20 protein-coding genes are annotated in these 25,736 nt (G+C 67.7%); 9 read left to right on the top strand and 11 right to left on the bottom strand.

Annotated elements, in window-relative coordinates; all coding sequences use genetic code 11:
* Positions 1–192 precede the first annotated feature (192 nt).
* Positions 193–627 (top strand): EamA family transporter, encoded by a 435-nt coding sequence (locus N440_RS08770; protein ID WP_133934782.1) that lies wholly within the window; start codon positions 193–195, stop codon positions 625–627.
* 51 nt (positions 628–678) lie between these two features.
* Here N440_RS08770 and N440_RS08765 read toward each other — a convergent pair whose 3' ends face one another.
* The 6 genes from N440_RS08765 to N440_RS08740 all read right to left on the bottom strand — a co-directional run bounded on the left by N440_RS08765 (position 679) and on the right by N440_RS08740 (position 7,166).
* Positions 679–1,320 carry a response regulator gene (locus tag N440_RS08765; RefSeq protein WP_133934781.1) on the bottom strand — a complete coding sequence of 214 codons (642 nt, stop codon included), beginning with the start codon at positions 1,318–1,320 and terminating at the stop codon, positions 679–681.
* Complete coding sequence (locus tag N440_RS08760; protein WP_133934780.1) at positions 1,313–2,368, bottom strand: ATP-binding protein; 1,056 nt, start codon at positions 2,366–2,368, stop codon at positions 1,313–1,315. Before N440_RS08760 ends, N440_RS08765 begins: the two co-directional genes overlap by 8 nt.
* A gap of 277 nt (positions 2,369–2,645) precedes the next feature.
* Positions 2,646–3,386, bottom strand: coding sequence for an MgtC/SapB family protein (locus N440_RS08755; RefSeq protein ID WP_133934779.1), 741 nt, complete (start codon positions 3,384–3,386; stop codon positions 2,646–2,648).
* Positions 3,387–3,416: 30 nt separating this feature from the next.
* Positions 3,417–6,176: a magnesium-translocating P-type ATPase gene (mgtA, locus tag N440_RS08750; protein WP_133934778.1), complete on the bottom strand. Its 2,760-nt coding sequence runs from the start codon at positions 6,174–6,176 to the stop codon at positions 3,417–3,419.
* A gap of 63 nt (positions 6,177–6,239) precedes the next feature.
* A complete protein-coding gene (locus N440_RS08745; RefSeq protein WP_006447714.1) occupies positions 6,240–6,539 on the bottom strand; it encodes a hypothetical protein in 300 nt (99 codons plus the stop codon).
* A gap of 321 nt (positions 6,540–6,860) precedes the next feature.
* Positions 6,861–7,166 (bottom strand): hypothetical protein, encoded by a 306-nt coding sequence (locus N440_RS08740; RefSeq protein WP_133934777.1) that lies wholly within the window; start codon positions 7,164–7,166, stop codon positions 6,861–6,863.
* Between the two features lie 250 nt (positions 7,167–7,416).
* Between N440_RS08740 and N440_RS08735 the strand changes: the two genes are divergently transcribed.
* The 4 genes from N440_RS08735 to N440_RS08720 are packed head-to-tail and all read left to right on the top strand — an operon-like array spanning position 7,417 to position 13,749.
* Positions 7,417–8,595: an efflux RND transporter periplasmic adaptor subunit gene (locus tag N440_RS08735; RefSeq protein WP_243831313.1), complete on the top strand. Its 1,179-nt coding sequence runs from the start codon at positions 7,417–7,419 to the stop codon at positions 8,593–8,595.
* Positions 8,592–11,705, top strand: a complete 3,114-nt coding sequence (locus N440_RS08730) for a multidrug efflux RND transporter permease subunit (protein WP_133934776.1) — start codon at positions 8,592–8,594, stop codon at positions 11,703–11,705. Before N440_RS08735 ends, N440_RS08730 begins: the two co-directional genes overlap by 4 nt.
* On the top strand, positions 11,702–12,391 hold the full coding sequence (locus tag N440_RS08725) for a heavy metal response regulator transcription factor (RefSeq protein ID WP_014037326.1): 690 nt from the start codon (positions 11,702–11,704) through the stop codon (positions 12,389–12,391). The genes N440_RS08730 and N440_RS08725 overlap by 4 nt, the downstream gene beginning before the upstream one ends.
* On the top strand, positions 12,388–13,749 hold the full coding sequence (locus N440_RS08720; protein ID WP_133934775.1) for a heavy metal sensor histidine kinase: 1,362 nt from the start codon (positions 12,388–12,390) through the stop codon (positions 13,747–13,749). Before N440_RS08725 ends, N440_RS08720 begins: the two co-directional genes overlap by 4 nt.
* Before the next feature lie 9 nt (positions 13,750–13,758).
* Here N440_RS08720 and pip read toward each other — a convergent pair whose 3' ends face one another.
* On the bottom strand, positions 13,759–14,718 hold the full coding sequence (gene pip, locus N440_RS08715; RefSeq protein WP_133934774.1) for a prolyl aminopeptidase: 960 nt from the start codon (positions 14,716–14,718) through the stop codon (positions 13,759–13,761).
* A 114-nt stretch (positions 14,719–14,832) separates the two neighbouring features.
* Here pip and N440_RS08710 point away from each other — a divergent pair, with 114 nt between their 5' ends.
* Positions 14,833–15,498, top strand: a complete 666-nt coding sequence (locus tag N440_RS08710) for a TraX family protein (protein ID WP_133934773.1) — start codon at positions 14,833–14,835, stop codon at positions 15,496–15,498.
* Positions 15,499–15,730: 232 nt separating this feature from the next.
* Positions 15,731–19,141, top strand: a complete 3,411-nt coding sequence (locus tag N440_RS08705; RefSeq protein ID WP_133934772.1) for an ATP-binding protein — start codon at positions 15,731–15,733, stop codon at positions 19,139–19,141.
* A gap of 105 nt (positions 19,142–19,246) precedes the next feature.
* On the opposite strand, the gene N440_RS08700 is transcribed toward N440_RS08705, so the two are convergent.
* Complete coding sequence (locus tag N440_RS08700) at positions 19,247–21,445, bottom strand: TonB-dependent siderophore receptor (protein WP_133934771.1); 2,199 nt, start codon at positions 21,443–21,445, stop codon at positions 19,247–19,249.
* A gap of 240 nt (positions 21,446–21,685) precedes the next feature.
* Between N440_RS08700 and N440_RS08695 the strand changes: the two genes are divergently transcribed.
* Complete coding sequence (locus tag N440_RS08695; protein WP_133934770.1) at positions 21,686–22,270, top strand: TetR/AcrR family transcriptional regulator; 585 nt, start codon at positions 21,686–21,688, stop codon at positions 22,268–22,270.
* A gap of 53 nt (positions 22,271–22,323) precedes the next feature.
* Positions 22,324–23,436: a crosslink repair DNA glycosylase YcaQ family protein gene (locus N440_RS08690; RefSeq protein ID WP_243831312.1), complete on the top strand. Its 1,113-nt coding sequence runs from the start codon at positions 22,324–22,326 to the stop codon at positions 23,434–23,436.
* 68 nt (positions 23,437–23,504) lie between these two features.
* Here the strand turns inward: N440_RS08690 and N440_RS08685 are convergent, their stop codons facing one another.
* From N440_RS08685 to N440_RS08675, 3 genes are read right to left on the bottom strand one after another with little or no spacing between them, the layout of a single operon-like run.
* Positions 23,505–23,783, bottom strand: coding sequence for a DUF3325 domain-containing protein (locus N440_RS08685; RefSeq protein ID WP_053449847.1), 279 nt, complete (start codon positions 23,781–23,783; stop codon positions 23,505–23,507).
* Entirely contained in the window at positions 23,780–25,390 is a 1,611-nt protein-coding gene (locus tag N440_RS08680; protein ID WP_133934768.1) for a PepSY-associated TM helix domain-containing protein, read from the bottom strand. The genes N440_RS08685 and N440_RS08680 overlap by 4 nt, the downstream gene beginning before the upstream one ends.
* A complete protein-coding gene (locus N440_RS08675) occupies positions 25,387–25,686 on the bottom strand; it encodes a DUF3649 domain-containing protein (RefSeq protein ID WP_133934767.1) in 300 nt (99 codons plus the stop codon). Before N440_RS08675 ends, N440_RS08680 begins: the two co-directional genes overlap by 4 nt.
* Between the last annotated feature and the right edge of the window lie 50 nt (positions 25,687–25,736).

Below are 25,736 nucleotides of genomic sequence, written 5' to 3'. Positions count from 1 at the left end.
CCCTGGCCAGGGCAACGGACCCGTTGCGAATGAGAGTGGCGTCCTGTTCGAGCATCGATGAAGCGCTCCCTGCTGATCGCCCCCTGGCGATTCCAGGTCCATTGTAACGGGGGTGATGGTCAGGTGAAGCCCCACCGATGGCAGGGTGGAGTAGCGTTGGCGCACGTGCCGGCGCAGGCAAGCGAGGCCTTTGTGCAGAACCTACCGCAGTGGTTGATCTGGGCTGGACTGTCTGCCGTGTTCGCGGCGCTGACCGCGCTGTTCGCCAAGGTCGGCGTCAAGGGCGTCGACTCGGACCTGGCCATGGCCATCCGCACCCTGATCGTGGCGGCGGTGATCCTGCCGCTGGTGGTGGTGACCGGCAAGTGGTCCAACCCGCTGCTGCTGCCGGGGCGCACCCAGCTGTTCCTGGTGCTCTCCGCCCTGGCGACCGGCGCCTCATGGCTGTTCTACTTCCGCGCGCTGCAGAGTGGCGAACTGGCCAAGGTCGCGGTGGTCGACAAGTTCAGCGTCGTGCTGGTGATCGTGCTGGCCTATCTGCTGCTGGGTGAACGGCCCAACCTGCGCGAGTGGAGTGGCATCGGCCTGGTCGTGGCCGGGGTGATCGTGCTGGCCACCCGGAAATAGCGCAGGCGGAATGCGGTGCGACGCTGCCGACCGCTCTGCCTTGCTGCAGGGTCAGGGCGTGCCCGCCTGCAAGCGGTCGTACATCCGCACCAGATCGACCAGATTGCGTGCGCCCATCTTGCGCATCACCTGTGCGCGGCGCACCTTCACCGTGATCTCGCTGACCGCGAGGTCGCCGGCGATCTGCTTGTTGAGCCGCCCGCGTACCACCCCATCGACCACCTCGCGCTCACCGGCATTGAGCGTGTTCCAGCGTTGCTGCAGGGCATCGAGTGCCTCGCCGTCGCGGCGGCGCTGGCGGTCCAGCTCGATGCCCTTGTGGATCGCATCCAGCAGCTCCTGGTCACGGAACGGCTTGGTCAGGAATTCGATGGCGCCGTCCTTGATCGCGTTCACGCCCATCGCAATATCGCCGTGGCCAGTGATGAACACCACCGGCAGCTGCAGGCCATGCGTGCCCATGCTGCGATGGAACTCCAGCCCGCTCTGGCCCGGCATGCGCACATCCAGCACCAGGCAGGCCGGTGCATCGTCCAGTTCGTGGTCCAGGAACGCCTGGGTGGAGGCGAAGGCCCTTACCTGCAGTCCCATCGAAGCCAACAGATCCTCAAGCGCCGCGCGCACCGAGGGGTCGTCGTCGATCACGTAGACGATCGGTGCCGGATCGACAACCGGGGCAGTGGGCTTACGCATGAGGAACATCCGTGGCGATGGGCAGGTCGAAGACGAAGCAGGCCCCGCCGCCGCTCGGGCGTTCGGCGCGGATCCGGCCGTCGTTGGCTTCGATCATCGAACGGCTGAGGCTGAGGCCGAGGCCAAGACCATGTGACTTGGTGGTCCAGAACGCATCGAATACACGCTCGGGATGGTCGGCGGGGAGGCCGACACCGCGATCGCGCACGCTGAGGCTGATCCGCTGGCCGTCGCGCTGGGTCAGCAGCGACAGGCGCCTGTCAGCGGCAGGCACCGCTTCCATCGCGTCGACCGCATTGAGGATCAGGTTGCCGATCACCTGCTGCACCTGCACCCGGTCGGCCTGCACCGGTGGCAGGTCGGCATCCAGCAGCAGCGCCACCGCCACGCCATGCCGATCCAGCTCGCTGCGCGACAGTGCCAGCATTTCTTCCACCGCCTGGTTCAGATCGAAGGCGCGTCGCTCCGGCGCGGCACCCTGGGTCAGGCCGCGGATGCGCGCGATCACGTCGCCGGCGCGGTGCGCATCGGCCAGGATGCGGGCCACGGTCTGCCGCGCCTTGTCCACGTTCGGCGGGTCCTGTGCCAGCCAGCGCTGGCAGGCCTCGGCACTGCTGGCGATGGCCGCCAGCGGCTGGTTCACCTCGTGCGCGATGGAGGTGGTCAGCTCGCCCACGGTGGACGCGCGCGCGACCCGCAGCAAGCGCCCTTGGGCCTCCTGCACCGCCGCCTTGGCCGCTTCCATGTTCAGGGCCAGGTAGGTGGTGATGCCGATCACCAGCATGCCGATCACCGAATTGACCAGGCCGATGCGGTAGGTGCCGAAGCGGGTCAGGAAGAAGCTCAGAGCGGTCAGCGCGATGCAGGCAAGGGCCAGCGCGATCAGCCCACGTGCGCTCAGCACGCGCGAGGCGGCCAGGATGACCGCCGCGTAGAAACACGCCGCCGCAACGGCGTAGTCGGTGACGGTGTCGATCAGGAAGATCGCCGCCATCACGACGATCAGGGCCAGCAGCACCAGGGGGCGACGGGGCGACAGCGATGGCATCGGGGTGGCTCCCTGGCGTGGGTGGAAAGGATAGCAAAGCGGGCATGGGTCGGTTGCCGACCGGTAGTGCCGGCCGCTGGCCGGCATCTGCAGGATCTTCCCGGAGTTCATGAGGTTGCCGGCCAGCGGCCGGCACTACCGCAGCGGCAGGCATGGCATCTGATGGTTTGTGCCGACCAACGGTCGGCACCTACCGAGGCAGGGTGCGAAGGCAGGATGTGCTGGCTGCGGGTGGGTGCCGACCGTTGGTCGGCACGACCCCGAGTAGTCCGCCTCGCTACTCCTCCAGGCTGGCGTTCCAGAACCCCTGCAGTACGCCAGGCGTGGTCGCCAGCGTTGCCAGCACGGCATCCAGTTCGCCGGCATCGACCGTGGTGGCATACAGCACTGCTTCGATCTCCACATCGCGCTCGCCAAACGGCCGCTGGTCCACTGCGCGCACCGGGTACTGTGCCTGCTCCAGCAGCAGCAACAGCTGGTCGAGCACGTCGGCCTGCTGCTCGCGCTGGCAGACCACGTTGATCGCATAGGTCGCCTCGCTGAAGGCTTCCGGCAGCGGCTGCCGCTGGATGCGATTGACCACCGGCCGCAGCAGCGTATTGGCGGCCAGCACGAACAGCGCCGCCATCAGCGCCTCCGGCAGCAGCTTGATGCCGGCGCACGCTCCCACCGCCGCCGAGCCCCACAGGGTGGCAGCGGTGTTCAGGCCGGATACCTGCGCGCCGTCCTTCATGATCGCGCCGGCACCGAGAAAGCCGACGCCGGAAATCACATAGGCCACCACATGCAGCGGCGACGGCGGCCCGCCGTACAGGTCATGGAAGCGCACGGCCAGGTCGACGAACACCGCCGCGCCTACCGCCACCAGCGTGTTGGTACGCAGCCCGGCAGTGCGCTGGCGCAGTTGCCGTTCCAGGCCGATGGCCGTTCCCAGCACGAAGGCCACCGTCAGGCTGATCAGCGAGCTCAGGGTGGCGCCGGCGTTGAACGCCGGCAGGTTCGGATTGATGTCGAGCATCCATTTCTCCCTGGACAAGACGACCGGCGCTTACTGCCAGCCGTAGCGACGGATGTAGAACTTCTTCAGCGCGGTGGTCAGCACTGCATAGCCGAACAGGATCGCCACCAGGAACGGCCAGTAGCTGGCCGGCAGGGCCTGCAGCTTGAAGTAGCCAGCCAGCGGACTCATCGGCAGCGCCACGCCGATGGCCATGATCAGGCCGGTCATCAGCAGCAGCGGCGGCGCGGCGATGCTCTGCAGGAACGGCACCTTCGGCGTGCGGATCATGTGCACGATCAGGGTCTGGGTGAGCAGGCCGACCACGAACCAGCCGGACTGGAACAGGCTCTGGTCGGCCACGGTACGCGCGTCGAACACGTACCACATCAGGGCGAAGCAGGTCAGGTCGAAGATCGAGCTGATCGGCCCGAAGAACACCATGAAGCGGCCGATGTCCGCCGGGTTCCACTTCAGCGGCTTGCGCACCAGCTCCTCGTCCACGTTGTCGAACGGAATGGCGATCTGCGAGATATCGTACAGCAGGTTCTGCACCAGCAGCTGCAGCGGCAGCATCGGCAGGAACGGCAGGAAGGCCGACGCCACCAGCACCGAAAACACGTTGCCGAAGTTGGAACTGGCGGTCATGCGGATGTACTTGAGCATGTTGTTGAAGGTGCGCCGGCCCTCGATGACGCCTTCCTCCAGCACCATCAGGTTCTTTTCCAGCAGGATGATGTCGGCAGCCTCCTTGGCGATGTCCACGGCGCTGTCCACGCTGATGCCGATGTCGGCCGCACGCAGCGCGGGTGCATCGTTGATGCCGTCGCCGAGGAAGCCGACCACCTTGCCCTGTGCGCGCAGCTCGCGCACCAGGCGCTCCTTGTGCAGCGGCGTCAGCCGGGCGAACACGCGATGGTGGTGCAGCGCCCGCGACAGTGCGCCATCATCCATGCGCTCGATCTGCGGGCCGGTCAGGATCGTGTCCGCGTCCAGCCCGACCTGGGCGCAGACGCGGGCGGTGACCAGTTCGTTGTCGCCGGTGAATACCTTCACCTCCACGCCATGCGCGGCCAACGCCTGCAGTGCCTGCGCGGCCGACTCCTTCGGCGGGTCGAGGAAGGCCACGTAGCCGACCAGGGTCAGGTCGCACTCGTCGGCCTGCGAGTAGGCGGTCTGGCTGGCTGCGGTTTCCTTCATCGCCACCGCCACCACGCGCAGGCCCTGTTCGTTCAGTTCCTCGGTGGTCTGCCGCACGCGTGCCAGGCGGCGCTCGTCCAACGGCATGTCGTGGCCGTTCTCGCGCACGGTGCTGCACACCGCCAGCATCTCTTCCACCGCGCCCTTGCAGATCAGCTCATGATGATCCTCGCGCTCGGACACCACCACCGACATGCGGCGGCGCTCGAAGTCGAACGGGATTTCGTCCACCTTGTGGTAGTCCTGCGACAGCCGCAGCGAGCTCTGCAGCTCCACGTGCTCCAGCACCGCGCGGTCGAGCAGGTTGATCAGCCCGGTCTGGAAATGGCTGTTGAGGTAGGCGAAGGACAGCACGTCCTCCGAATCGTGACCGAACACGTCGGTGTGGCGTTCCAGAGCGATCTTGTCCTGGGTGAGGGTGCCGGTCTTGTCGGTGCACAGCACTTCCATCGCGCCGAAGTTCTGGATCGCATCCAGGCGCTTGACGATCACCTTGCGCCGCGACAGCAGCACCGCGCCCTTGGCCAGGGTGGAGGTGACGATCATCGGCAGCATTTCCGGGGTCAGCCCCACCGCCACCGACAGCGCGAACAGGAACGCCTCGGTCCAGTCGCCCTTGGTCCAGCCGTTGATCAGCAGCACGAACGGCACCATCACCAGCGCGAAGCGGATCAGCAGCCAGCTGACACTGTTGACGCCGGCCTGGAATGCGGTGGGCGCACGGTCGGTGGCGGTGCTGCGCTGGGCCAGGGTGCCGAAGTAGGTGCGGTTGCCGGTCGCCAGTACGATGGCGGTGGCGGTGCCGGACACCACGTTGGTGCCCATGAACAGCAGGTTGTGCTGCTCCAGCAGGCCGGCCAGGCCATCGCCCGGGTGCGCGAACTTCTCCACCGGCAGCGATTCACCGGTCATCGCCGCCTGCGCCACGAACAGATCCTTGGCGGTCAGCACGCGGCAGTCGGCTGGAATCATGTCGCCGGCCGACAGCACGATGTGGTCACCGGGCACCAGTTCGCGGATCGGCAGGTCCAGCAGGCGCGCCGGGCGGCGGCTGTGCAGGTGTGCACCGAAATACTGGTCGGCCACGTCGGCGGCCTCGGTACCCGGATTGCGGCGCAGCACCCGTGCGGTGTTGCCGACCAGGGCCTTCAGGCGTTCGGCCGCGCGGTTGGAACGGCCCTCCTGCACGAAACGGATCAGCGTGGACAGCAGCACCATCGCGCCGATCACGATCGTCGCCTTGAGGTCTTCGGTCAGCCAGGACACCGCCGCCAGCACGGTCAGCAGCAGGTTGAACGGATTGCGGTAGCACTGAAACAGGTGGCGCCACCACGGCAGTGGCTTTTCGTGATCGACCTCGTTGGGGCCGAGCGTGGCCAGCCGCTCCCCGGCTTCGTGCGGGCTGAGGCCATCGGCATGCGAATCCAGCGTGGCCAGCAGCTCGGCTTCCGGCTGCTGGGCCAGGGTGACCAGGCCGGTGGTAAGCGCGAACGGCGCCACTTCGGCACTGCCCGGGCCGAAGCCAGCCTCGGGCATCGCACGGCGGCGGAACAGGTTGCCTGCGCGACGGCTGCGCAGGAAGGCGTTGAACCAGGCGTTGAGCAGGCTCATGGGACTCTCCTCGAATGTCAGAGCCGGCCGGGGCCGGAACACGAACGGAACGGGTGGGACAGGTCAGGCGTGGCGCATCGCCAGCACCGCCGGCGACCACGGCTGCATGTGCAGGCGCTGGCTGCCGCCGATGCAAAGCGGCTTCATCGCATCGCGCAGGGGGTAGGGCAGGTGGCGCAGCACGTTGATGCGCTCGCTGATCGGCAGCAGTGACAGCGCGTCGGCCACCACGCGTGGCGAGCCGAGCGACAGCGAACGGGCGAACATGACCGGGCCGTGCTGCAGCAGCTGGCTGCGCAGGGCGGCAACATCGCGCTCACCGATCAGGCGGCGCAGGGTGATGTAGAGGATCTTGTAGGACATGGGGGCGATCTCCAGGCAGGCGGCACCTGGCGATCCCCCGTCACTCAGGCAGGCAGGGACCGGCGGGCAGGCGCCAGGAACAGGCAACAGGCAGGCATCCGGGGCGCGTCGCGCCCGGCAGGGTCGGGGTCCATCTGCGTCTCCATGAGGGGAGGGTGCCGGCCAGGGTTGCCCTGGCCAGTGGCGCTATTGTCCGCCCCTGAATGGGGCAGTCCTAGAGGCTCGTGGGTTAGCCCGGCTATACCTTGGTATAGCCACGGGCGGGAGAGCGTGCGCGGCCAACACGGCCAGGCGCGCGCACAGGCGCGCCGGCGCCGGGAATCAATGCGCGGCCGCAGGTGCGGTCTGCTTGCAGACGTCGTATTCGCCGCGGCTCAGTTTCTGGTCGCGGTCGGTATCGCAGGTGTGCAGGCGCTCGGCCCAGTCCGGTGCGACCGCATCCACTTCGGCCAGGGTGACGATGCCGTCCTTGTCCTTGTCCAGCGACTCGTAGGAGGGAAGCAGCTTCACCTGGGTGACGTCTTCGGCTGCGGTGGCCTTGCTGGCCTCCTGCGGCCTGGAGCAGGCGCCCAGCAGCAGGGTGCTGGCCATCACGAGGGCAGCGGGGAGGAAGCGGAAAGCGATCATTGGCGTTCTCCTGGGAGGGTGTGGATCGCCAGCGTGGCGCCCATGGCCGGATGATCGGCACCGCTCCGTAAGGGAGGCGCGAAGAAGGCCGGTGATCGCGCAGGTGGGTGGGCCATCGTTCACGCGACGCCCGATGGCCGTGCAGCTGACGGAATTGTCAGGCAGGCGACAGCCAGGCGCTGGAGGCCACTGGCCAGGATGGCATCAGGCCCGCGCAGCCCCCGCGCCGGCACCGGTATGGACTCCCCGCATGCGAATTCCTTTCCTGTCCGCTCGAATGCGTCGCCGCCACCTTGCAGTGGGTGCGCTGTTGCTGGTGGTGCTGTCGCTGGTGATGCTGTTCCATGGCGTATCGCGAGGTGACGCGCAGCCGGCCAGTACCCCACCACCGGTGCCGGTGGTCACCGGCCGCGTCGAGCAGCGCGATGTGGCGCATTGGCGCAGCGGCGTAGGCACGGTGCAGTCGCTGCAGAGCGCGGTGCTGCGGCCGCAGGTCGATGGCGTGCTCACCGAGGTGCTGTTCGAGGAAGGCCAGAAGGTGCGCAAGGGACAGCTGCTGGCACGCATCGATGATCGCGCGATCCGCGCCGATCTGGGCGGCGCGCAGGCCGCAGTAGTGCGTGACCGCGCCACGCTGGATGCCGCACGCTCGGACCTGGCCCGCCTGCAGCACCTGTCCAGCGACCAGCTGGTCTCCCGGCAGATGCTTGAACAACAGGCCGCGACGGTACAGCAGCTGCAGGCGACCGGGCACGGCAACCAGGCGGCGGTGGACGCCGCGCAGGTGCAGCTGTCGTACACCCGCATCCTGGCGCCGATGGACGGCCGCATCGGCCTGCGCCAGGTCGATCCAGGCAATCTGGTGCGCGCCACCGATACCCAGGGGCTGGTCACCGTGCAGCAGACCGACCCGATCTCGGTGGTGTTCGCGCTGCCGCAGGACGCATTGCCGCAGCTGCGGCAGGCATTGGCCTCCGGTGAAGTGGCGGTGCAGGCGCTGGACCGCGACGGCGGCCAGCTGCTGGCCGAAGGCCGCCTGCAGGTGATCGACAACCAGGTGGAGGAAACCTCCGGCACCGTGCGCCTGCGTGCGCGCTTTGCCAATGCCGATGATCGGTTGTGGCCCGGCCAGCTGGTCAGCGTGCGCGTGCGCACCGGCCAGAGCACCGGCGCCCTGGTGGTGCCGGCGGCGGCCATCCAGCGCGGTGTGGACGGCAGCTTCGTCTATCGCGTGCTCGGCGACGGCAGCGTGGAAGTCCTGCCGGTCACCGTCGGCGAGGCCGAGAACGGGCAGGTGGCGGTTCAGGGCGAACTGCGCGTGGGCGATGTGATCGTGCGCGACGGGCAGTCGCGCCTGCGCCCGGGTGTGGTCGTCGCTGAAGCCGCGGCAGCGGCCGTGCCGGTTGCCAAGGGCGGGGCCGCCCCATGAGTGCGCGTGTCTCGTTGTCCAGCTGGTTCGTCAGGCACCCGGTGGCGACCACGCTGCTCACCCTGGCGGTGGTGCTGCTCGGCGTGGCTGCACTGCCACGGCTGCCGGTGGCGCCGCTGCCGGAGGCAGAATTCCCGACCATCCGGGTCAATGCCAGTCTGCCCGGGGCCAGTGCCGACACCATGGCGTCGGCGGTGGCCACGCCGCTGGAAACGCAGCTGACCGGCGTGCCTGGCATCATCGAGATGACCTCCACCAGCGCGCTGGGCAGCACCTCGATCACGCTGCAGTTCGATCTGGAAAAGGACATCGATACCGCCGCACAGGAAGTGCAGGCGGCGATCAATGCCGCCGCCGGGCGCCTGCCCAGCGACCTGCCGAACCTGCCGACCTGGCGCAAGGTCAATCCGGCCGACAGCCCGATCCTGGTACTCAGCGTGGTGTCGGCGCAGATGTCGATGACCGAGCTGAGCGATCTGGCCGAAAGCCGGCTGGCGCGTTCGATCAGCCAGATCAGTGGCGTGTCCGAGGTCAACATCGTCGGCCAGCAGCGCCCGGCCATCCGCATCCAGGCCCAGCCGGAGCGCCTGGCGGCGATGGGCATGACCCTGTCCGATCTGCGCGGGGTGGCCCAGAACGCCAGCCTCAACCAGGCCAAGGGCGCGCTGATGGGCGAGCAGCGGACGTCCACCTTTGAAGCCAATGACCAGTTGTTCGATGCGCAGGACTACCGGCAGCTGGTGGTGGCCTACCGCGCGGGCTCGCCGGTGACGCTGGGCGACGTCGCGCAGGTGGTCGACGGTGCCGAGAACGCCTACGTGCAGGCGTGGCCGAACGGGCAGCCGGGCGTGGGCCTGATCATCAGCCGGCAGCCGGGCGCCAACATCGTGCGCACCACTGACGCAGTGCTGGCAGCACTGCCGGAGCTGCGTGCGAACCTGCCGGCCAGCGTCGATGTGGACGTGCTCAACGACCGCACGCGCACCATCCGCGCCTCGCTGCACGAGGTGGAAGTGACCCTGGTGCTGACCATCGTGCTGGTGGTGCTGGTGATGGGCCTGTTCCTGCGCCAGCTGTCGGCCACGCTCATCGTCGGCGCGGTGCTGGTGGTGGCGCTGGTGGCCACCTTCGCGGCGATGTATGTAGCCGGTTTCAGTCTCAACAACCTCACCCTGGTGGCACTGGTGGTGGCGGTCGGCTTCGTGGTGGACGATGCCATCGTGGTGGTGGAGAACATCCATCGTCATCGGGAGGCCGGATTGGGACCGATCGAGGCCGCCCTGAAGGGGGCCGAGGAGATTGGTTTCACCGTGGTTTCGATCAGCCTGTCATTGATCGCGGCGTTCATCCCGCTGCTGTTCATGGGCGGCGTGGTCGGGCGCTTGTTCGCCGAGTTCGCGCTGACCATCACCGTCGCCATCCTGATCTCCATCGTGGCCTCGCTGACACTGGCGCCGATGATGGCCGCGCACCTGATGAAGCGCATGCCGGCGCATCGGGACAGCCAGGACACACTGGCCGGGCGCCTGCTGGCCGGCTACGACCGCAGCCTGCAATGGGCGCTTGGCCATCCGCGGCTGATACTGCTCGGCTTCGGCGCCACCGTGGCGGTGGCCGTGGCGTCGTACGTGATGATTCCCAAGGGCTTCTTCCCCCTGCAGGACACCGCGTTCGTCATTGCCACCACCGAAGCGGCACAGGACATCGGCTTCGAGGAGATGGCGGCCAAGCACCAGCAACTGGCGAAGATCGCCGCCGAGGACCCGGCGTTGCTGGCCTACAACCATGCGGTGGGCGCAACCGGTGGCAGCCAGACGCTGTCCAACGGGCGCTTCTGGTTCATCCTCAAGGACCGTGGCGACCGCGACGTGGACGTGCACGCCTTCATCGACCGCCTCCGCGCGAAGATGGCCAGCGTGCCCGGCATCACCGTGTACATGCGCGCCGCGCAGGACATCAACCTCGGTGCCGGGCCGTCGCGCACCCAGTACCAGTACGCCCTGCGCGGGCAGGACAGCCGCGAACTGTCGCGCTGGGCCGAACAGCTGACCACGCGCCTGCGCGGCCTGCCGCAGCTGCGCGACGTGTCCAACGACCAGCAGGTGGGCGCCAGTGTCACCCGGCTGCAGATCGACCGCACCGCCGCAGCGCGCTTCGGCCTGACCGCCAACGATATCGACCAGGTGCTCTACGACGCCTTCGGCCAGCGCCAGATCAACGAGTTCCAGACCGACACCAACCAGTACCGGGTGATCCTGGAGATCGCACCGGGCCTGCTCGGCCAGGTCGATGCGCTGTCCTACTTCCACCTGCGCTCGCCGCTCACCGGGCAGATGGTGCCGTTGTCGGCGGTGGCGCAGGTGCAGCCGCCGGGCAACGGTCCGCTGTCGATCAGCCACAATGGCATGCTGCCGGCGGTGAACCTGTCGTTCAACCTGGCGCCGGGTGTCTCGCTGGGCGAGGCGGTCACCCTGGTCGGGCAGGCGCAGGCGCAGATCGGCATGCCCGCCAGCATCAGTGGCCGTTTCCAGGGCACCGCACAGGCGTTCCAGGAGTCGCTGGCCAGCCAGCCGATGCTGATCCTGGCCGCATTGCTGGCGGTCTACATCATCCTCGGCGTGCTCTACGAGAGCTTCGTGCATCCGCTCACCATCCTGTCCACCCTGCCTTCGGCCGGTATCGGTGCGGTGCTGATGCTGTGGCTGTGGGGCCTGGACTTCTCGATCATGGCGCTGATCGGCATCGTGCTGCTGATCGGCATCGTCAAGAAGAACGGCATCCTGATGGTCGACTTCGCCCTCGATGCGCAACGCAATCGTGGATTGACACCCATGCAGGCCATCCACGAGGCCTGCCTGACCCGTTTCCGCCCGATCATGATGACCACGCTGGCGGCACTGCTCGGCGCCATCCCGCTGATGATCGGCTTCGGTACCGGCTCGGAGCTGCGCCAGCCGCTGGGCGTGGCGGTGGTGGGTGGCCTGCTGATCAGCCAGGTGCTGACCCTGTACAGTACCCCGGTGATCTACCTGGCCCTGGACCGGCTGTTCCTGCAGCGCCGACGTGAGCGCAGGGCAGCGGCCGGCGCCGCGCTGACGGAGCCCGGATGAAACTGCTGATCGTCGAGGATGAGAGCAAGACCGCCCACTACCTGCGCACCGGCCTGGGCGAGCAGGGCTGGGCGGTGGACCTGGCCGCCGACGGCGTGACCGGCCTGCACCTGGCCCGCGAATTCGACTACGACGTGATCGTGCTGGACGTGATGCTGCCGGGCATGGATGGCTTCAACGTGCTGCGCGAACTGCGTCGCAGCAAGCAGACCCCGGTGATCATGCTGACCGCGCGTGACCGCGTGGATGATCGCGTGCATGGGCTGGGGCAGGGCGCCGACGACTATCTGGTCAAGCCGTTCTCGTTCATCGAACTGCTGGCGCGGCTGCAGGCGCTGGTGCGGCGCGGACGCCAGCAGGAGCCGACCGAGCTGCAGGTGGGCGACCTGCAGGTCAACCTGCTGGCGCGCCGTGCCTATCGTGACGGCGCGCGACTGGACCTGACCGGCAAGGAGTTCGCGCTTCTGGCGTTGCTGGCGCAGCGACGCGGCCAGATCCTGTCCAAGACGGTGATTGCCGCCCAGGTCTGGGACATCAACTTCGACAGCAATACCAACGTGGTGGAAGTGGCGATCAAGCGGCTGCGCAGCAAGCTCGATGGCCCGTACCCGAGCAAGCTGCTGCACACCGTGCGCGGCATGGGCTACGTACTGGAAGTGCGCGACGACGAGGACGATGGTCGATGAGGATGTCGATTGCGCAGCGCCTGTCGGCGATGTTCGCGCTGGCTGCGCTGCTGGTGTTCACCCTGCTGGGCCTCGGCGTGTACGGCGTGCTGGAGCGGCAGGTGGTGCGCTATCAGCATGCCGAGCTGCAGACCAAGCTGCACGCGGTCAGCGGCAGCGTGGCCATGTGTGATACCCGCGAACGCTGGAGCAAGGTGCGCGACAAGGTCGGCAACCTGATCTCCGGCGACCGCGACACGCTGGTCTGGGCCTGGAGTGACGATCCGACCTTCCGCATCGGGGCGGAGCGTCCCAAGGTGCGACCGCCAGCCAAGGGTGATGCCGGAATGGGGACGTTGCAGCGGGCAGGCGAGCACCCGTTGCGCACCCTCTACGAACACGTGCCGGGCAAGGGGGTGCGGCCGGCGGTGGACCTGTGGATCGGCATCGATTCGGAGCCGTACACCCACGCCTTGCAGCGCTTTGCCTGGGCGCTGTGGATCGCAGGTGCGCTGGGCGTGCTGCTGGTGGCCGGGCTTGGTTACTGGATCGCACGCCTGGGGCTGGCACCGCTGCGCGCGCTTTCCGACGAGGCGCGCTCGCTCAGTCCACAGCGGCTGTCGCAGCGCCTGGCGGCCGATGGCCTGCCTGCGGAACTCGGCCATCTGACCGGCGCGTTCAATGGCGCGCTGGACCGGCTGGAAGCGGCCTACACCCGCCTGGACGGCTTCAACGCCGACGTCGCCCACGAACTGCGCACGCCGCTGGCCAATCTGATGGGCCAGACCCAGGTGGCGCTGTCGCGGCCGCGCGACAACGCCGAACTGCAGGAGGTGATGCAGTCCAACCTGGAAGAGCTGGAGCGGCTGCGTGCCATCGTCAACGACATGCTGTTCCTGTCGCGGGCCGGGCAGGGTGACATCGCCATGGAGACGCGTGAGGTTGCGCTGGCCGAGGAAGTGGCGGCCGCGGGCGATTTCCTCGAGCTGTTGTTCGAGGATGCCGGGCTGACTCTGCACATCGAGGGTGACGCCACTGCCCGCATCGACCCGTCGCTGTTCCGGCGGGCCTTGACCAACCTGCTGCACAACGCCGTGCAGCATGCGACGCCGGGAAGCGAGGTGCGCGTGCAGCTACAGGCCGAAGGCGAGGGCGCGCGTATCGCGGTGATGAACGAGGGTGCGGGCATCGCCGCCGAGCACCTGCCGTTGCTGTTCGAGCGCTTCTACCGCGTAGACCAGGCCCGCGAGTACCGGGGCGAACGCCACCACGGCCTTGGGCTTTCGATCGTCAAGGCCATCGCCATGCTGCATGGCGGCGACGTGTTCGTGGCCAGCCGCAATGGGCTGACCACGGTGGGGTTCACGGTGATGTGCTGAGGCTGAGGCTCAGCTGCGGTGGCCGTACTGGTCGGCAAACGCATCGGTGGCCCGCACCAGCGCATCGACCGTGGCTGGCTCGTTCGCACTGTGGCCCGAGGTCACCATCTCCAGCTGCGCTTCCGGCCATGCCTTGGCCAGGTCCCAGGCGCTGCGCGGCGGGCAGATGATGTCGTAGCGGCCTTGCACGATCACCCCGGGCAGGTGGCGGATGCGGTCGATATCGCGCAGCAGCTGGTTGGGTTCAAGGAAGATGCCGTTGCGGAAGTAGTGCGCTTCGATGCGCGCCTTCGCCAGCGTGTCCAGCGGATCATCGGTGGATACGGCATCCACATCGTGCTGCAGGGTAGCGGCGTTGTCCTCCCAGCCCAGCCAGGCCTGCGCGGCTTCGATGCGGGTGGCCTCATCGGTGCTGTCCAGGCGCGTCCAGTAGGCGGCGATCATGTCGGCGCGCTCGCCCTCTGGAATGTAGGCCTCGTAGCGGTCCCAGCGTTCGGGGAAGATCCAGCGCGCACCGCCGCTGGCCTCTGCGAACCAGCGGTTTTCGATCTCGCGGCCGAGGAACACGCCGCGCACGATCAGGCCGGTCGCACGCCCGGGATGCGCCTGCGCATAGGCCAACGACAGCGTCGAGCCCCAGGAGCCGCCGTAGACCAGCCAGCGCTCGATGCCCAGATGCTCACGCACCTTCTCGATGTCGGCCACCAGCGCCTGCGTGGTGTTGTCGCGCAGCTCGCCGAACGGCGTGGAGCGCCCGCTGCCACGCTGGTCGATCAGCACGATGCGGTAGCGCGCCGGATCGAAGAAGCGGCGATGGGTCGGCGAAATGCCGGCGCCCGGCCCGCCGTGCAGGTAAACCACGGGTATTCCGTCCGGCGTACCGCACTCCTCGATGTGCAGGGTGTGCAGATCACTCACCGCGAGGGTGAACTCGCGGTAGGGCTCGATGGCCGGGTACAGGGTGCGCATGGCGGGCGTCTCACAGGCGGGGCCTGCCAGCATACCCCCCGCCGTGGTGCCCGGCGCCGTCGCCTGCTTGCGCGGTGATGGAAATGCACTTGCCGATGCGCATAAGCTTCGGCGATGCAGCAGACCAAGACAGGGAACCGTCCATTTGATCTCACCCTCGGCAGCGGCGCACGCGAGCTGCTGAAGTGGCTCGCGCTGCTGGCCATGACGGGCGACCATGTGGCCAAGGTGGTCTACGCGGGCTACCTGCCAGTGATCAGTGAACTGGGGCGCATCGCGTTTCCCCTGTTCGCGCTGGTGATGGCGTGCAATCTGGCCCAGCCGGGCGCCGATCTGCCCAGGTCGATCCGCCGCCTGGCCCTGTGGGGGCTGATCGCCCAGCCGCTGCATGCCTGGGCCTTTGGTTTCTGGCTGCCGCTCAACATTCTGCTCACCTTCGCGCTGGCTGCGGTGGCGGTGCACGCGCTGGCCAGCAATCGCCCGCTGTTGCTGCTGCTGGCGGCCGGCGTGCTGCCGATGCTGGTGGACTACCAATGGGCCGGCGTCGGCTTCGTGCTGCTGGGGTGGCTGGCGTTCCGCCATCGTGCGTGGTGGCTGCTGCTGGTCGGCCTCGCAGCGGTGTGCTGGGCCAACCACAATGGCTGGGCGCTGCTGGCCATTCCGGTGGTGCTGTTGCTTGCCCGCGTGCAATGGAAGGTGCCGCGCTGGCGCTGGGCCTTTTACGGGTATTACGTGGGGCATCTGGCGCTACTGGCCGGATACGCGTGGCTTCACGCCTGACAACAGGACGGCCGTCGCTGCTCAGGCAACGGCGGCGTGGCAGTCATGTGGCGATGCGCGGAGGAAGCGACGGGCGGATGGCGGCACGGGTCATGCCCGATCATTGATCGCCGGTGGCGATGCGGTCCGGAGCGCGGTGGCCATCGCAGGCCCTGCCGGCACCCGCCTCCAACCTGACAGCCCGTGCTGCAATCGGATAAATTGCAGGGGCACTCACATCAGGATCACGGTCATGTCAGGCTCAGACGCAGTGCATGGCCCCGGCAGGCGTGCGGCAGCCGAACGCTTGGACGACCTGCGTCGGCTGCGCCGCCGGCTGTTGTTCGGCGGTGGTGCGCTGATCACCGTATTGGTGATGCTGACCGCCATCGTCAGTTCCTTCGCCGATGTCGGGGAGTTCCATGACCGGGAGCGGCACTCGTTCAACGAGGCACGCGCTGCGGTCGAGTACTACCTGCTGCAGCGTGATCGTGCCTATGCCACTTCCATCAATGGAAATGACGTGTTGTGGCGCGACCAGCGCCCGGGGCTGATTGCCACCGGCACAGCGCTGGCCGGACGCTTCCACGCGCAGGGCGAAGCAGTGCTGGTGCGTGCCGAAGGACGCACTGCCGTGCCCTGGCTGGTGCTGGGGCTGAAAGACGATCCGTTGCCGGAACAGGAGCTGGCTGCGTACCTGGGCATGGTGGACATCTACTCGGCCTACACAGCCGATTCGATCACCTCGCAGAACGCCTCCGGGCCGCTGCTGGTCTATGCGTACGAGCCGCAGGGGCGGTTGCTGGCGGTGTCCAACATCGGTGACGAATCCCAGTTGCTGCAGACGCTGGGCGTGACCACCCGGCGGCAGGCGTTTGCACGGCTGCTGCAGGAAGAAGCACAGGCCCGCCAGGTACCGCCGCGGCCCGGCCCGATCCGTGAAGCCGCACGCGAGGGGCGCCTGCTGTCGCGCTATGGCATCAACCCGTTCACCGGCCAGCCGTCGCTGGTCGGCAGGGTCACCCTGGCAGAGGGCACCAGGCCCTACTTCCGTCGTGTGGTGTTCGAATCCATCGGCAACATCAAGGCCCAACTGGAAGCGCGTGAGCAGGGCCGCTACCTGGTCACCACGGCAGAGGGGCAGGTGGTGCTCAGTACCGGTGGCCTGTCCAGCCAGGAGCAGGACCTGCTGACGAGGCTTGAGCCAGGCTACATGGGGCGCGCAGGTGCGCAGCCGCCGCGCGGGTACAGCCAGGGTCGGTTCGTACTGGCCAGCGGGTTGCCGGGCGTAGACTGGACCCTGAGCCATGCATACGGCTGGGCCGATATCTGGCGCAGCCAGGGCGCCTATCTGTTGGCCCGCGCGCTCAGTGCGCTGGTGATCATTGGCCTGCTGTGGTGGCTGCTTCGGCGCATCGACCGGCGAGTGTTCACCCCGGCGCTGGTCGACGCATCACGCGTGTACGAAAGCGAGGCACTGAGCCGGGTCATCATCGGAACGGCACCGGTAGGGCTGGTCCTGCTGGCCAGGGGCAGTGGTGAGCCGCTGCTGCAGAACGACGCTGCGCGCCAGTTGGTCGAGAGCGTACACGCGGCCGGCGAAGTCGCTCCGCAGCCGCTGTACGTGCGCCTTGCCGAGTTGGGGCGCAACGCCAGCCTCGATGAAGTGCTGGAACTGCAATGGTCGCCCGCCGAATCCGGCACTGCCACCCAGCTTCAGATCAGCATGGCGCAGGCGACATATGACGAACAGCCGGTGTGGGTCTGCGCACTGCGCGATGTCACCGCGCAGGTGGAGCTGGAAGACAACCTGCGCCGCGCTCGCGAGGATTCCGAAGCGGCACGCCAGTCCGCCGAAGCGGCCAACCGGGCCAAGTCCGCCTTCGTAGCCACCATGAGCCACGAGATCCGCACACCGCTCAACGGCGTGCAGGGCCATCTGGAGCTGCTGGCCCGTTCGCCGCTGCAGCCAGGCCAGCGCGAGCGGTTGGACCGTATCCGCTTCTCGGCCGACGCGCTGATGCGCATCATCAGTGACGTGCTGGATTTCTCCAAGATCGAGGCCGGCCAGCTGGATGTGGAGCCCGTGCCCTTCGCGTTGCGGCCGCTGATCGAGGGCGTAGCACTGCTGTTCGCGCCCGACGCGTTGCGCAAGGGCGTGCGCCTTTACTTCACCGTGGACGCGGCGGCCGACCAGCTGTGCGTGGGCGATGCACACCGCATCCGCCAGATCCTCACCAACCTGGTGGGCAACGCGGTCAAGTTCACCGAGTCCGGGCGCATCCTGCTGCAGGCAGAACTGCACCACTCGGCGGGGCAGGGTGCTCAGCTGCGCGTGCAGGTCATCGACTCCGGCATCGGCATGAGCCCGGAACAGACCGCGCAGCTGTTCCAGCCGTTCCAGCAGGCCGACGCCAGCGTTTCGCGTCGCTACGGTGGCAGTGGGCTTGGCCTGGCGCTGTGCCAGCAGATCGCCCAGGCGATGGGCGGGCAGGTATCGGTGGAAAGTGCCGAAGGAGTTGGCAGCAGCTTCACCCTGCTGCTGCCGATGCAGGTACAGGCGTTGCAGCCACCGCCCACGCAACCGCTGCTCGGCCGGCGGGTGACCGTGTTGTCGAGCACACCCGAATGGCGCGCCGAGATGGAGCGCCTGCTGGTCGCGTGGGGGGCGACCGCCACCGTGTTCGACCGCCCGCAGAGCGACGACGAGGGCGGCGACGCGTTGCTGATCGTGGGCGACCACCGCGCGTGGAGCATCGATGAAGAGCAGCAGCTGATGCAGGGCTACGCGCGCACCGTGCATGCCCATGCGCAGGGCCCGCTCAGCGCGGAGGCGCGTGGCGACTGCATCGAGGTCAGCAGCTATGCCAGCGAGGCCGTGCTTGAGGCACTGGGGCCCGGCGAAAGAGCGGGTGGCCACGTGGCGGTGGTGAAGCCTGTACGAGCAACGGCCGCGCGCGGGCGCGTACTGCTGGTGGAGGACAACGAGGTGAACCGCGAGCTGATCCAGCAGCAGCTGGAGGAGATCGGTTTCGCCGTGGACGCTGCCGGCAATGGTGCGGAGGCGTTGGAACTGTGGAAGGACGGTCACTACCGTGCGGTGCTGACCGACATCAACATGCCGGTGATGGATGGCTATGCCCTGGCCCGTGACCTGCGTCAGCGCGGCCAGTCGCTGCCGATCCTGGCGATCACCGCCACGGCGCTGGCCAGTGAACGCGAGCGCTGCCTTGCTGCCGGCATCGATGATCTGTTGCTGAAGCCTTTCAACCTGGACCGGCTTGAGGTTGCCCTGGCCCGCACCAACGCTCCAGCGGACCACGTACGCGGCCAGCAGCGGGAGGCGGGGCCCGCTGCGGTGCCGGTGCCTCGCGACATTCCCGCAGGCATCCGCCGGATTTTTGTTGATACCGGCGACCAGGATCTTCAGGCCATCTTCGATGCACGCGCCAACGGGGACACTGCAGCGCTTCTGGAGCGTGTGCACGGATTCAAGGGGGCATTGCAGATGATGGGCGAGCAGGCGCTGGCCGAGCAGTGCGGCGAGATCGAGAGTGCGTTGCGCCAAGGTGCGAGCGCCAGCGATGGGGCATTGGATGCACTGCAGCTGGCTCTCAGCGCCCGCCTGGAGGACTATCGCCGCGATCTGGACGCATCCTTGTAAGATGCAGCGGCGAGGGCATGGCGTATCGATGCCGGTGGCCAGTTGCGAATCGGAGCCGAGCATGGCTCGGCTCCACAGTAGATCCACGCCATGCGTGGATGCCTTTCAGAAATCCATCGTCGCCGACAGCAACACGGTTCTCGGCGCGCCCAGCGCCAGGCTCGACAACAACGGCATGCCCCAGTACGCCTTGTTGGTCACGTTGTTCACGCTGGCCCGCAACGCCAGCGGGCGGCCGGCCATCGTGGTGCTGTAGCGCGCACCCACGTCAAACAAGGTACGCCCGGGCACCGACAGGCGGTTGTCGGCACTGATGTACTGCTTCGACATGGCGGTGGCATTGCCGGTCAGGGTCAAGCCGTCCAGCGCCGGCACATCCCATTCCACGCCCAGCTTGGCCTGGCGCTGTGCCACCGCAGTCGCAATGCGGCCTTCATTCACGCCGCCCGCGGTGCGGGTCAACTTGGGTTGCACGTAGGCCACGCCACCCATCAGGCGCAGACCCTCCCGTGGTGCACCGAAGAAGCCCCATTCCACGCCGCGGTTCCGCTGCTCGCCACCGAACGAGAAGATATTCGTGACCGGGTCGGTGTAGCTGCTCGGTCGCTTGATCTCATACACGGCGAAGGTGTGCGCGAAGCGGCCCAGGTCCAGTTTCAGGCCCAGCTCTTTCTGCTTGGTGCGGAACGGTGCGAACACATCGCCGGCATTGGCGGCGGTCATCGGCGCGGTGGCACCTTGGCTCAGGCCCTCGATGTAGTTGGTGTAGACCGAGACTTTGTCCGTGGCCTTCACCAGCAGGGCGAAGGCCGGGGTGGTGGCACTCTCGTCATAGCGCGAGGTGCGCGCACCGGTGGCCACGCTGAAGGTCTCGCTCAGCACCTGCTGGCGGCGCACGCCCGCGGTCAGCTGCACGCGGTCATCGGCGAAAGACAGGGTGTCGGCGAAGCCGATGCTGTCCAGCTTCAATTCGGTATGCGAGATGTGCGGTGCCACGAACGGCGCCGCCGGGCCCCACACCGGGTGGTACAGGTTGGTGGTCCAGTCCCAGCCGGGCACGCTGCGGCGTCCGTAGTCGTTCTGGGTGTGCTGGTAGTGGGTTACGTTCGCGGCCCACTGGTGGCCGACGCTTCCGGTGTGGAAGCGGCCGCGCAGGCCGGCATCACCGGACTGCTTCCTGATGTCGAACGCGAGCTGGCCGATCACCGTGGTGAAGTCGCCGGCCGGGTTCAGCACCTGCGCGCTGATCGAACCGTTGTAGCGGTAGTCGGTCTTGCTGGTGCCATAGGCCAGGTAGGCCATCAGGTTGTCGTTGATGTCCAGTTCGCCGCGCAGCATCGCGCCCTTGTCGCGGCTGTCGACGTAGGCCCAGTCCGGGTTGATCAGGGTGTCGCTACGCGGCGGCCGCGGAATGGCCACGCCCGGCGCCAGGCCAACGCCACGGGCCGGGCCATCGACGCGGTCGTCGGCACTGTACAGATCGGCGGAGATGCGCGCACGCTCGCCGCGCCAGTCCAGCGCCAGCGCGCCCAGCTGCACCTTCTTGCCCTGCTTGCCCACGGCGCCGTCGCCATCGCGGTAGCCACCGTTGAAGCGGATGCCGAACTGCTTGTCGGCGCCCAAGCGGCGGCCGAGATCAACGTGCGTGCCGAACTGCGCATCGGAGGCGAAGTTGGCGCTGACCCGCAGCAGCGGTTGCTCGCCCGCGCGCTTGGGCACCAGGTTGACGCTGCCACCGACCGAGCCGCCCGGCGGCATGCCGTTGAGCAGTGCAGACGGGCCCTTCAGCACCTCGATGCGCTCGAACATCTCCGGCGAGGTGCGGTAGTACGGCGCCATGCCGCTGAGCCCGTTGAAGGTGGTGTCGCTGGTGCTGGAGGCAAAACCGCGGATCGAATAGTTTTCGCTCCACGAACCGGTCACGCCGTTGCTGAACACCGTTGGGTCGGTTGCGGCGATGACATCGGTCAGGTCCCTGGCCTGGCGGTCGCGGATGAAGGCCTCGGTATAGCTGACGGTGCTGAACGGCGTGTCCATGAAGTCCTTGTCGCCGAGCAGGCCGACGCGGTTGCCGGAGGCCACCTGTCCGCCGGCATAGTCGCCGGTCACCCGGCGCTGTTCCTGCACCTGCACCGAGGGCAGGGTGGACGGCGCCGAGTCGGCCAGCGCAGCGAACGAGGCCAGCAGGCCCAGTGCCAGCACCGACACGCGGTAGCGCGGCGCCGTGCCGGGCGGATGCATCGGCACGCGGGAACCACCCACGGCTGGACGAAGGATCGAAGAGCGAACGAACTGCACGGTCATGCCAGATTCCTGTAAATCGCAGGTGCGAACGCGCCTGGCGCGCTGCCATCGGCAAGCACGGGGAGAGGGCGCAGCGCAGGGTTGTCGGCTGGGTGGGAACCTGGCGGGAAGTGAGCGACGGGCTCGAGTCCGGCGTGCATCGTGGTTGCGAACCAGACGCATTCCGAATTAGTTGAGTAAATTAAACTAAATTGCAGGAGGCGGACAAGAGGGTCCATTTGCTGGCACCCTCGCAACGGTATGAACATGCAACCCGAGATCCCGGCGCCGGCCCGTGGCCGCCCGCCCACCATCACCCCCGATCGCCTGGCCGATATCGGCATCAAGCTGGGCCTGCCGAACCTGACCATGGCCAACGTGGCTGCCGAACTGGCGGTGACCCAGGCCGCGCTCTACAAGCGTGTGGCCAACCTGGAGGCGCTGAAGCGGCTGGTGGCCGATACCGTGTTCCAGCGCTGGCAGATTCCGCGCGCCTCGGCCGACGCGCCGGGCGGGCTGGAGGGCTATCTGATGGGTTTCGTGGCGTCGCTGTGCGAGGTGGTGAAGGCCCACCCCGGGCTGCCGCCGTACCTGCTGCGGCGCGCGGTGGCGACCGCGCCGATGCTGGACAAGATCGCCTCGCACCAGGCGCATGTGGCCGAAGTGTTCGGCCTGCCGCTGGACAAGGCGCGCTGGCTGCTGGCCACCATCGCGTTCTACTGCATTGCCGGTGCCGACACGATCTACGCAATTGCCGATGACGAAGAGGGGCAGGTGATCACCGAGTTCAGGCAGGGCATGCGTGCGCTGGTGATCGGCTCGCTGGAGGTGCTGCAGCTTCGCTAGATCCACGCCATGCGTGGATGCCGTTCTACGGTTCGCCAAGGCCCCATCCACGCATGGCGTGGATCTACAATGCGACCATGCCTGCCACGCCCACCCTCGATGATCTGCGCCGCTACGCGGTAGCACGCACGCTGTTCAGACCCACCACGCTGCTGACCGCGATCCGCCGCCTGGGCTTCGTGCAGGCCGACCCGATCCGTGCGCCGGCGCGCGCGCAGGATCTGACCCTGCGCCATCGGGTGAAGGACTATCGCGCAGGGGATCTGGAGCGGCGCTATGCGCGCCTGCCGGTGGAAGAGGATTGCCTGGTGAATTACGGTTTCCTGCCACGCGAGCACCTGGCGCTGATGCATCCGCGCGTATCCAGGCGCGCGTGGGACGCCGAAACCCAGCGCCGCGCGGCGGACGTGCTGGCCTTCGTGCGCGAGCGCGGCAGCGTGCACCCGCGTGAGGTGGACCAGGCCTTCGCCCACGGTCGGGTGACCAACTACTGGGGCGGCACCAGCAATGCCAGCACCCATCTGCTCGATGGCATGCACTACCGCGGCCTGCTGCGTGTGCAGCGGCGTGACAGCGGCACGCGCATCTATGCGGTGGCTGAGCACACCGAAGCCGATGCCAGCGAACAGGCGCAGATCGAACGCGCCGCCGCCCTGATCGACCTGGTGGTGCGCAAGTACGCGCCGTTGCCCGCGGCCAGCCTGACCTATCTGGTGCGCCTGCTCGGCTACGGCGCACCGCATCTGGCCGAGCAGACCCGCAAGGCATTGGCGCTGGCCAGGCAGCACCTGGCCAGCTGCACGCTGGAGGGCACCACCTGGTACTGGCCGGCGGATGAGAACCCGCGCTCGCGCCGTCATGCGCCGGACGAACAGGTGCGCCTGCTGGCGCCGTTCGACCCGGTGGTCTGGGACCGCCGCCGCTTCGAGCTGCTGTGGCAGTGGGTCTACAAGTTCGAGGCGTACACGCCTGCGCCGAAGCGGCAGTACGGCTATTACGCACTGCCGGTGTTGTGGCACGACCAGGTGGTGGGCTGGGCCAATCTGAGCGTGCGCGACGGTGAGCTGGTATCGAGCGTGGGCTATGCCGGCAGGTCGCTGGCCCGCGACAAGGTGTTTCGTGGCGCGCTGGACGACGAGCTGCAGCGCATGGCCGCGTTCCTGTAGCGTCCGGGCATTCGTGCCCACCAAGGTGGGCACCTACCGAAGCAATTCCAAACTAGTCTGGTGGGCATCTACCGATATCGTCGTGCATGCGCCACCATCGCCAACACCACTACGCCGGCGGCCACGCTGGTGTGGCCGGATAGTGCGGCCAGACCAGATCCCACCCCCAGCCCGCGCATCGCGAATACGGTGCTGAACACCAGCAGCGCCCACCCCATGGCCCGCAGCTGCTGGGTCGCTTGCGCGCTCAGCACGCGACGCACCACGTCCCGCTGATGGCGTTCCATTGACAGTGCAAGGCAGGCGAACGCCGCCACTGACAACACGAATAGAATGAGGTGGATCATGCGCCGGCCTCCGGTACCGCATTGCGTGACGCTGCAGACGGCCGTGCGCGCTTCGCCTTTGGCGCATGCCGCCAGGTGCGCCAAGCCAACAATGAGTGCAGGGCGGCCAATGCCAGCAGGGTCAGGTCGGTCCCGGCAAACGCCCAATCGCCCATCGCCAGCGCGTGCCACAGTGGGTGCGAGGTGGTCATCGCAGTCAGTACTGGCAACAGCGCCAGCAGCAGTGCCGCCAGCAGGAACTGTTCGATCCACGCGCGCTTCGGTGTACGCAGCGTGGCGTGCACGAACATGGCCGCCCAGGCCAGGAAGAACAGATGCACCTCCCAGGCCGCGCGACTGTCCATGGTGACGGGCAGCAGGCGGTTGGCCCACAGGTAGGCGGCCATCGCCACCGACAGGCCGGCGACGGTGGCGATGTTGAGCCGCTCGACCAGGCGGAAACCGAAGTAGGGCCGTTGCGGATCGGGCAGCTGCGCGCGTCGCTTGACCGTCCACAGGACCAGCCCGGTGCCGACCATGGCGGTGCCGGCCAGGCTGACGATGAAGTACAGCCAGCGCAGGGCGGCATCGGCGAAGCGGCCCAGGTGCAGGCCATACAGCACGCCCTGGGTATCGGCGGCGACGCCTGAGTGTTCCTTGATCTGCAGCAGCTGCCCATCGCTGCCGTCGAACAGCAGGTAGTTCGGGGTGGTGGAAACACGGCTGGACTGCGCGCGCACCACGGCCACGCGTGCGTTCTCGTCGCCGGGATTCTGCACCTGCACGCTGCCTGCAGCGCCAGTGCACCAGCGCTGCTCGGCCTGTTGCACCAGCGCACCGACGTGGGTGAGCGGAGCAGGCTGGCCTGCTGCCTTCTGCGGCGGCAGGAACAGGCGCATCTCGCTGATCACTTCGGCCTGCTGGCGTTTGTCCGGCAGTTTGGCCAGGCCCCACGGCATGTACAGCACCGCCAGCATCACCAGCCCGCTCCAGGTGATCATGAAATGGAAGGGCAGCCCGAGCACCGAGACCGCGGCGTGACCGTCCAGCCACGAGCGCTGGCCCTTGCCCCAGCGAAAGGTGAAGAAGTCGGCGAAGATCTTCTTGTGGGTGATCACGCCGCTGACGATGGCCACCAGCATGAACATCGCACACAGGCCAACGATCCAGCGGCCCCACATGGCCGGCATGTAGTGCAGGTTGAAGTGGAAGGCGTAGAAGAAGTCGCCGCCACCCGTATCGCGGGCCTGCAGCGGTGCACCGGTGCTGGCATCGAACAGGCCCGAGTCGAAACCGTGGCGGCCGCGTCCGCCCGGGCTGGCCCACATCGCCGACACCCATGGCATGCGCTGGCTGGGCAGGCTGAGGTTGATCTGGCTGGCTGCAGGCGTGTCGGCCATGATCGCCGTGACGGTACGCTGCGCGACCGCAGCCGCGTCCGGCAACGTAGACGGTGTGGCGATCTCCGGGCGGGTGTAGCGCGAGAGCTCGTCGCGGAAGTAGCTGGCGGTGCCGGTGAGGAACATCGCGTACAGGATCCAGCCGGCCAGCAGCCCCACCCAGATATGCAGGTCGGACATGGTCTGGCGGATACCGCGTGGCTTCGGGGAGCGATCGACCTGGCTCATGCCCCGCCTCCGTCGCCAACCGTTTGTGCGATCAACCACAGCGGCAACGCGGTCATGACCAGGCCCAGCCACGCACGCCATGCCGAGCGCACTGCGAATACCCAGACCACGGCGCCGGCATACAGCAGGAAGCTGGCAAGCATGCCGCTGAACACGGCCTGGCGGCCATCGATGGGCAGCGCCAGTGCGGCGATGCTGCACAGCGCAGCCAAGGCATAGCCACCGAACAGCGCGGCGAGGATACGTGAGACCAGCGGCAGCCAGGCCAGCACGGAAGCGGTACGGGAAACGCTCACATCAGTTCTCCGGGGCGCCCTGCGCGATGGCGGGGCGCTCGTGTATCAGG

Origin of the sequence: Stenotrophomonas sp. CC22-02 (assembly GCF_004365115.1) — a bacterium.
GTDB lineage: Bacteria > Pseudomonadota > Gammaproteobacteria > Xanthomonadales > Xanthomonadaceae > Stenotrophomonas > Stenotrophomonas forensis.
Note: the sequence above shows the minus strand (reverse complement) of the source record. Positions and strands in the feature narration are given on the sequence as shown.

Excerpts from the sequence above, each read along its gene's own strand:
- N440_RS08720 (WP_133934775.1), top strand. The coding sequence starts at position 12,388 with ATGAGGATGTCGATTGCGCAGCGCCTGTCGGCGATGTTCGCGCTGGCT.
- mgtA (WP_133934778.1), bottom strand. The coding sequence starts at position 6,176 with ATGAGCCTGCTCAACGCCTGGTTCAACGCCTTCCTGCGCAGCCGTCGC.
- N440_RS08765 (WP_133934781.1), bottom strand. The coding sequence starts at position 1,320 with ATGCGTAAGCCCACTGCCCCGGTTGTCGATCCGGCACCGATCGTCTAC.
- N440_RS08705 (WP_133934772.1), top strand. The coding sequence starts at position 15,731 with ATGTCAGGCTCAGACGCAGTGCATGGCCCCGGCAGGCGTGCGGCAGCC.
- N440_RS08710 (WP_133934773.1), top strand. The coding sequence starts at position 14,833 with ATGCAGCAGACCAAGACAGGGAACCGTCCATTTGATCTCACCCTCGGC.
- N440_RS08760 (WP_133934780.1), bottom strand. The coding sequence starts at position 2,368 with ATGCCATCGCTGTCGCCCCGTCGCCCCCTGGTGCTGCTGGCCCTGATC.
- N440_RS08730 (WP_133934776.1), top strand. The coding sequence starts at position 8,592 with ATGAGTGCGCGTGTCTCGTTGTCCAGCTGGTTCGTCAGGCACCCGGTG.
- pip (WP_133934774.1), bottom strand. The coding sequence starts at position 14,718 with ATGCGCACCCTGTACCCGGCCATCGAGCCCTACCGCGAGTTCACCCTC.
- N440_RS08680 (WP_133934768.1), bottom strand. The coding sequence starts at position 25,390 with ATGAGCCAGGTCGATCGCTCCCCGAAGCCACGCGGTATCCGCCAGACC.
- N440_RS08685 (WP_053449847.1), bottom strand. The coding sequence starts at position 23,783 with ATGATCCACCTCATTCTATTCGTGTTGTCAGTGGCGGCGTTCGCCTGC.
- N440_RS08695 (WP_133934770.1), top strand. The coding sequence starts at position 21,686 with ATGAACATGCAACCCGAGATCCCGGCGCCGGCCCGTGGCCGCCCGCCC.
- N440_RS08755 (WP_133934779.1), bottom strand. The coding sequence starts at position 3,386 with ATGCTCGACATCAATCCGAACCTGCCGGCGTTCAACGCCGGCGCCACC.
- N440_RS08690 (WP_243831312.1), top strand. The coding sequence starts at position 22,324 with ATGGCGTGGATCTACAATGCGACCATGCCTGCCACGCCCACCCTCGAT.
- N440_RS08740 (WP_133934777.1), bottom strand. The coding sequence starts at position 7,166 with ATGATCGCTTTCCGCTTCCTCCCCGCTGCCCTCGTGATGGCCAGCACC.
- N440_RS08700 (WP_133934771.1), bottom strand. The coding sequence starts at position 21,445 with ATGACCGTGCAGTTCGTTCGCTCTTCGATCCTTCGTCCAGCCGTGGGT.
- N440_RS08735 (WP_243831313.1), top strand. The coding sequence starts at position 7,417 with ATGCGAATTCCTTTCCTGTCCGCTCGAATGCGTCGCCGCCACCTTGCA.
- N440_RS08725 (WP_014037326.1), top strand. The coding sequence starts at position 11,702 with ATGAAACTGCTGATCGTCGAGGATGAGAGCAAGACCGCCCACTACCTG.
- N440_RS08745 (WP_006447714.1), bottom strand. The coding sequence starts at position 6,539 with ATGTCCTACAAGATCCTCTACATCACCCTGCGCCGCCTGATCGGTGAG.